Raw genomic sequence first — 6,303 nt, forward strand, 5'->3', positions numbered from 1 at the left:
CATGACAGTGAATACCCTAATAGCAGAACCTGACGTTGAACGCGGACCGGAAACACAAAGCCAGGGCTATGTCATTTCCGAGGCGGCCCGTCGCTGTGGTCTGTCGGTGCCTCAGATTCGCACGTACCTGGATATGCGACTGGTGCGGGCCTGCGGAAAAACCTCGGGAGGCTTTCGCTTGTTCGATGACCGGTGTCTGGAACGGCTGAAGGTCATCGGGGCTTGTCGTGAGGCAGGCCTGGGGCTTCCGGAAATCACCGAGTTCGTTCATGCGCTCGACAACGGGGATGAGCAGCAGTGCCGCACAGCCAAGCGGCAAATACAGGATACGATTGCCGTTAAGAGGGCGGCGCTGAATCGCTGTACCCAAGTGCTGACAAAGGCAGAGAACAGAAGAAGCAGTCTCGCCAGTTAACGCATTGTTTTTAATTGGTGCGTAGCTCAGCACATTTGATGAACTGAAGACACAGCGCATAAGTTAAACGTCACGCACTGTATCTGTTCGTGTCAGTCTTCGATTACCTCTTGACTCTTTTTGCCCAACACCTTCATGCAATGACTGAATTAGATGTCGAGCGTTTCAAGAAATTGAGCGAGGAAGACCAAGCCCTGTTCAAGGGGCAATTGGTCAGCTTCCGTAACCTGTACGGCTTCGTTGCCCAGATTATTCCTTATCAGGACTCGGACCACGAGAAGCTGTACACCTATTCCCGCTTCCTGCTCACCAAGCTGCCTTACACCACCGATACGCGCACGGTGCAGGTCGATGATGAGGTAGAGCTGAAATACTACCGGCTTCAGAAAATCAGTGAAGGAGCCATCGACCTGAAAGTAGGCGAGCCGGAAGCCCTCTATGGCCCGACCGAGGTCGGTACCGGCCAGGCTGAGGAAGAGGTGCAGTTATCGACACTGGTCGATAAGCTCAATGAGCGATTTGGTACAGAGTTTACCCCGGCGGATCAGCTGTTCTTCGATCAGGTGAAGGAAACAGCCGTTTGCAGGAAAACAGGAAAGCCCGCCTCAGCACGTCATACCGGCATTCGGCTTTGGTCAGAGCCCGGACCTCTTCCAGGGTCAAATACGTTCGTTTGGTGTTCTCCGGTTTGATGGACTTGACCTGTTGAACCGGGTTGTCGCGGACAATGCCGTCCCGATAGGCCTGGTTGAGCGCAGCGCGAACCTTGTTGAAGTAACTGCAGGTCGTGTTCTTGGCCAGTTTGGTACCGGATTTGGTGGTAGCTTCATGCTGAAGGTAGTGCCGGAACCCTTCCAGGAATCGCTTATCGACTTGTTCAAAGGTCAGTTCAGACAAGCCATGGTAGCGGTGCAGGTGATGACGGGTGGAGATCCAGATCGAATGGTTGGATTTGCTCCCGGAAGCCTTCTCGTCGGTCAACTGGTCGAAGTAATCGAAGAAGCTGGCAGAAAGCTTGGTCCGATCATCCAATCCATGTCGTGACGACTCGATTTCCAACAGCCGCTTTGCCCTGATGGCCTCAGCCTTCTGATTCACGGTCTTGTTGTGCTCACGCTCCGCCGGAAGGCGGGGTTTGTCGTAGAGGAACAGGTTCAGGGGCTCATATGAGCGCTTCTGCGCCCGAGAACCGTTCTGACCCGTCTTGGAACCGTGATAGTAGACCAGTCGCAAGGCACGGTGGCCGTTCTTGTCTGGTTCGCGTTTCTGGATAGTGATTTTCATGTTTTGCTCCTTTTGTGCTCCGAGTGCTCCGAAAACTTATACTCGGAGCACACACGGAGCAAGGGGGGGCAAAACGGATCAAGTTGCCTGCAAAGAAATAGAATAAATTTCGTTATAAAACAATGGCTTATTTGTATTTTATTGGATGCTTTTCGATCTTTTTGGCCGTTTCACTTCCCGATGCAGAAGCTGCCGAAGATCTCCCCGAGCAGGTCGTCCGCGGTGAACTCGCCGGTGATCTCGTTGAGGGATTGCTGGGCCTCGCGCAGATCCTCGGCGAGCAGTTCGCCGGCGGCGGCGCCCTTGAGCTGGGCAGTACCGTTGGCCAGGGCCTGGGCCGCTCGTTCGAGAGCATCGAGATGACGGCGGCGGGCGGAGAAGCGGCCTTCGGTGGTGGCGTCGAAGCCCATTACCGCCTTGAGATGCGCTTTCAGGTTATCCACACCCGCACCGGTCTCCGCCGAGATTCGGATCACCGGAGGCGTTGTGGACAAGTCGACGTCGCTGCCTTCGCCGCTCTGGTCGATCTTGTTGCGCACCAGTGTCAGCCGGCCGGGATCGGGCAGCCGTTCGACAAATTCCGGCCAGATCTTCACCGGATCGAGCGAGTCCGTCTCTCGGCTGTCGACCAGCAACAGCACGCGATCCGCCTTCTCGATCTCGGCCCAGGCGCGCTGAACGCCGATCTTCTCTACCGCGTCCGGCGTGTCGCGCAGCCCGGCGGTATCGATCACGTGCAGCGGCATGCCGTCGAGATGGATATGCTCGCGCAATACATCGCGGGTGGTGCCTTCGATTTCGGTGACGATGGCACTGTCGCGCTCGGTCAGGCGGTTGAGCAGGCTGGACTTGCCGGCATTGGGACGACCGGCGATGACCACGCTCATGCCCTCGCGCATCAGCGCGCCCTGGTTGGCAGCGGCGCGGACGGTCTCCAGCGTCTGCCTCAATGTCGCCAGCTTGGCGGCGACCACGCCGTCGGCGAGGAAATCGATCTCTTCCTCGGGGAAGTCGATCGCCGCCTCGACGTAAAGACGAAGTTCGATCAGCTCGCTGACCAGTTGTGAAACGCGCTGCGAGAATTCGCCCTGCAACGAGCGCAGGGCATTTTCCGCCGCGGCGCGGGAGCTGGCATCGATCAGATCGGCGATCGCCTCGGCCTGGGCCAGATCGAGCTTGTCGTTGAGGAAGGCGCGCTCGGAAAATTCGCCAGGCCGCGCCAGCCGCGCGCCCAGTTGCACGCAGCGTTCCAGCAGCATGTCCATCAGCACCGGGCCGCCGTGACCCTGAAGCTCCAGTACGTCCTCGCCGGTGAAGGAGTGGGGGCCGGGAAAGTAGAGCGCGATGCCTTCGTCGATGACGTTGGCGTCGCCATGAAACGGACCGTAGTGCGCGTAGCGAGGCGTCGGCTGATGCTCGAGGATGGTCTCCGCCAAGGCTTTGGCCGACGGCCCCGAGACGCGGACGATACCGACGCCGCCGCGTCCGGGCGGCGTGGCCAGGGCGGCAATGGTGTCCTGTCGGTAGAGCGGCATGTTCATGGCAGTCTCCGGTCTGGGGATCGAGGGTGGCCATTGCCGTTCGGCAAGCCTGGCCGAGTATTGTCCGGGGGCAGGTATCAAAACGCCAGACCCCCGCCGAAGCGGGGGCCTGGAAGTGCGGGGGAGATCAGCGTCAGCCTTTGGCTTTCACGGCCTTGCCGCCGCCGGCGTCTTCCTTCAACACCTTGTTGGTGATGAACCACTGCTGAAGGATCGAGATGCTGTTGTTCACGATCCAGTAGATCACCAGGCCAGCCGGGAACCACAGGAAGAAGAAGGTGAAGACGATCGGCAGCATCTTCATGATCTTCGCCTGCATCGGGTCCGGCGGGGTCGGGTTGAGGAATTGCTGAAGCAGCATGGTGCCGCCCATGATGATCGGCAGGATGAAGTACGGGTCCTTGGCCGAGAGATCGTTGATCCACAGCATGAACGGCGCATGGCGCAGCTCGACCGACTCCATCAGCATCCAGTAGAGCGCGATGAACACCGGCATCTGAATGACCATCGGCAGGCAGCCGCCCAGAGGATTGATCTTCTCCTTCTGGTAGAACTTCATCATCTCCTGGGACATGCGCTGGCGATCGTCGCCGTACTGCTCCTTGAGCCGCTGCATCTCCGGGCCCATCTTGCGCATCCGCGCCATCGACTTGTAGGCCTTGGCGGCGAGCGGGAACAGCACGATCTTGACGCAGACGGTCAGCAGGACGATGGACCAGCCCCAGTTGCCGATCAGGCCATGGATCTTCTCGAGCAGCCAGAACAGCGGATTGGCCAGGAACCACAGCCAGCCGAAGTCGACGGTCAGCTCCAGATGAGGCGCCACGGCTTCGAGGCGATCCTGCACCTTCGGGCCTACGAACAGCGTCGCGGCGAGTGTCGCCTGCTGGCCGGGCTCGATGGTCTGGTTGGGGCCGGCGAAGGCGGCGACCGTGCGATCGCGATTGTCGACGCTGCCGTAGTAGAGGTTCTGCTGGTCGGCGTCCGGAACCCAGGCAGAGGTGAAGTAGTGCTGGATCATCGCGACCCAGCCGCCTTTCACGTCACGGTTCTGGAAGTTGCCACTGCGAATGTCTTCGAAGTCGACCTTGCTGTAATTCTCGTCCGGAGAGGAGAACGCCGCACCCAGGAAGGAGTGCATGCCGACGCCGGAGCCGTTGGTGGGGTCTTCGCTCTGATCACGCGCCAACTGGCCGATGAAGCGTGCGGTGACCGGTTGCTGGCTTTCGTTGTCGATCAGATATTCGACCTTGATGGCGTAATCGTCGCGATTGATGACGAAGCGCTTGATGATGTCGACACCGTTGACGCTACCGTGCAGATCGACGTTGATCGAGTCCTGACCTTCACTGAGCTGGTAGCTGTTCTGATCGGCGGTGAACGGGATGCGACCCGAATGCCCCTCGATCTGCAGCCCGGACTTGGCCACGTAGCTGCGCACGTTGTTGTCGCTGAGCAGAACGAAAGGCGTATTGGAATCGAGCGCCTGATCATGGCCGAACAGCGCGGCATAGACGATATCGCCGCCGTTGGGATTGATGCGCAGATCCAGCACGTCGCTCTGGACCTGAATCAGGTTGCTGCCTCGGGCCGGATCGGCGCCGGCGGGCATGTCATCCTGGATCGGCTTGGCATTGCCGTTGCTGTCCGTCGGTGCGGACAGGGCGCTGCCTTCATCGTTGTCGTTGCTACCCGATGACGCTGCCATCTCCGGCGCCGGGTTGTTCACGACGTTCTGACCATAGTCTTGATTCCACTGCATGATCAGCAGATAGGCCAGCACGGCCAGCGGAATCACGAAAAGGAGTCGTTTCAAATCCATATAGAGGTCTGCCCGGTAAGGGAATGGGTCAGTGGGCGCCGGGCATCGGCAGTCGACCGGCAAAATTCGCCGGTACGCCCCGGCTTTCGGCGCGGGGGAGTCCGATCAGGATGACGAAGCGTCTTGTCGCGTCTGACGAGCGGACTTTTCCAGGCGCTTCCACATGCCATTGAGCTGGCGAGAGACGCTGGCGTTGTCCAACTCGTGTACCCCTCGCCGAGCGAGTATCACGATATCCACGGCCGGTAAACGATGCTGCTGATGGCGGATGGATTCGCGCACGAGGCGTTTGAGACGGTTGCGGTCGACGGCACGACGCACGTTCTTCTTGCTGAAGATCAACCCGATCCGCGGATGGCCCAGCGCGTTGGGACGAGCCAACGCCAGCAATCCTTTACCATGGACCTTGTAAGGAGCGTGGTCGAAAACGTGCTTGTAGTCCCCGGCATTCAGCAGACGCAACTGCCGGGGAAAACGCTGATCGGACACTCGGCGTCCGATCAGGCGCTGAGACGCTTGCGGCCTTTGGCGCGGCGACGAGCAATGACCTGACGGCCGTTCTTGGTGGCCATACGGGCGCGAAAACCGTGGACGCGCTTACGCTTCAGAACGCTGGGCTGGAAGGTGCGTTTCATAGCTGCTAATTCCCAATTAGTTGATTTCTAAAGAAAACTGGTTGAAGCGGGGTGCCCGACACGTTTGCAGGAAGCGGGCTCACTCGACTCAAGAGCGGGAATTCTAGTGAATCCGCGGTGCCGGTGCAATTTTTCCGTGAATTATCCACACCCTGTTACGGGTCGAGCGCGGGCCCTGACGTGTCGGGTCGGATACTCGTGCCGCAACGGATCCGAACTGGGCGACCCCGCGATGATCGGCCTTGGAGGCGTACCGTGGATGACCGTTTCCGAAGTGGGCTTGTCGCTCATGTGGTTAACAACGGGGATAATGTTTGTGGATAAGCTGTTTTTTCCCCTTTATAACAAAGGCCTATGTGTTGATTCAGGTTGTGGGGAAGTTGCGCATTAGCGGTGGGCGGGATGGATGCCTTCGAAGATGAAGGCAAGCGCCTGCAACAGGTTATTCGCAGCTATCACCAGAAAATCCACAGATTTCGGCCTGAAGGACGGCAACTTATCCACAATTGCCTCGAATTTACCCTCGTGTGGATAACCTGGCAGGTCGACGCTACAATGTGCGCCCGTTTTTTCCATTCTCGTTTTCTCAACGTTCGGTGAGGTCGT

7 protein-coding genes and 1 pseudogene are annotated in these 6,303 nt (G+C 58.8%); 2 read left to right on the forward strand and 6 right to left on the reverse strand.

What is annotated here, in order from left to right; genetic code table 11:
• Position 1 precedes the first annotated feature (1 nt).
• Complete coding sequence (locus ACWHY3_RS19205) at positions 2-415, forward strand: MerR family transcriptional regulator (protein ID WP_194855913.1); 414 nt, start codon at positions 2-4, stop codon at positions 413-415.
• A gap of 110 nt (positions 416-525) precedes the next feature.
• Complete coding sequence (locus tag ACWHY3_RS19210) at positions 526-1,107, forward strand: hypothetical protein (RefSeq protein WP_448128183.1); 582 nt, start codon at positions 526-528, stop codon at positions 1,105-1,107.
• A 73-nt stretch (positions 1,108-1,180) separates the two neighbouring features.
• On the opposite strand, the pseudogene ACWHY3_RS19215 reads toward ACWHY3_RS19210, so the two are convergent.
• From ACWHY3_RS19215 to ACWHY3_RS19240, 6 genes and pseudogenes are all read right to left on the reverse strand, one after another.
• Positions 1,181-1,699: pseudogene (locus ACWHY3_RS19215) on the reverse strand (phage integrase SAM-like domain-containing protein); the annotation flags it as partial.
• Between the two features lie 170 nt (positions 1,700-1,869).
• Positions 1,870-3,240, reverse strand: coding sequence for a tRNA uridine-5-carboxymethylaminomethyl(34) synthesis GTPase MnmE (gene mnmE / locus ACWHY3_RS19220; RefSeq protein WP_448127301.1), 1,371 nt, complete (start codon positions 3,238-3,240; stop codon positions 1,870-1,872).
• 133 nt (positions 3,241-3,373) lie between these two features.
• Positions 3,374-5,062, reverse strand: coding sequence for a membrane protein insertase YidC (yidC, locus tag ACWHY3_RS19225; protein WP_448127302.1), 1,689 nt, complete (start codon positions 5,060-5,062; stop codon positions 3,374-3,376).
• 105 nt (positions 5,063-5,167) lie between these two features.
• The gene (rnpA, locus tag ACWHY3_RS19230; protein WP_083387420.1) at positions 5,168-5,551 is read right to left on the reverse strand and encodes a ribonuclease P protein component; all 384 of its coding nucleotides are present in this window, start codon (positions 5,549-5,551) and stop codon (positions 5,168-5,170) included.
• Between the two features lie 11 nt (positions 5,552-5,562).
• A complete protein-coding gene (rpmH, locus tag ACWHY3_RS19235; protein WP_019019264.1) occupies positions 5,563-5,697 on the reverse strand; it encodes a 50S ribosomal protein L34 in 135 nt (44 codons plus the stop codon).
• Between the two features lie 387 nt (positions 5,698-6,084).
• On the reverse strand, positions 6,085-6,273 hold the full coding sequence (locus tag ACWHY3_RS19240) for a hypothetical protein (protein ID WP_071232452.1): 189 nt from the start codon (positions 6,271-6,273) through the stop codon (positions 6,085-6,087).
• Between the last annotated feature and the right edge of the window lie 30 nt (positions 6,274-6,303).

This window comes from Salinicola sp. NYA28a, from assembly GCF_976982775.1.

Excerpts from the sequence above, each read along its gene's own strand:
- ACWHY3_RS19205 (WP_194855913.1), top strand. The coding sequence starts at position 2 with ATGACAGTGAATACCCTAATAGCAGAACCTGACGTTGAACGCGGACCG.
- mnmE (WP_448127301.1), bottom strand. The coding sequence starts at position 3,240 with ATGAACATGCCGCTCTACCGACAGGACACCATTGCCGCCCTGGCCACG.
- yidC (WP_448127302.1), bottom strand. The coding sequence starts at position 5,062 with ATGGATTTGAAACGACTCCTTTTCGTGATTCCGCTGGCCGTGCTGGCC.
- rpmH (WP_019019264.1), bottom strand. The coding sequence starts at position 5,697 with ATGAAACGCACCTTCCAGCCCAGCGTTCTGAAGCGTAAGCGCGTCCAC.
- ACWHY3_RS19240 (WP_071232452.1), bottom strand. The coding sequence starts at position 6,273 with ATGGAAAAAACGGGCGCACATTGTAGCGTCGACCTGCCAGGTTATCCA.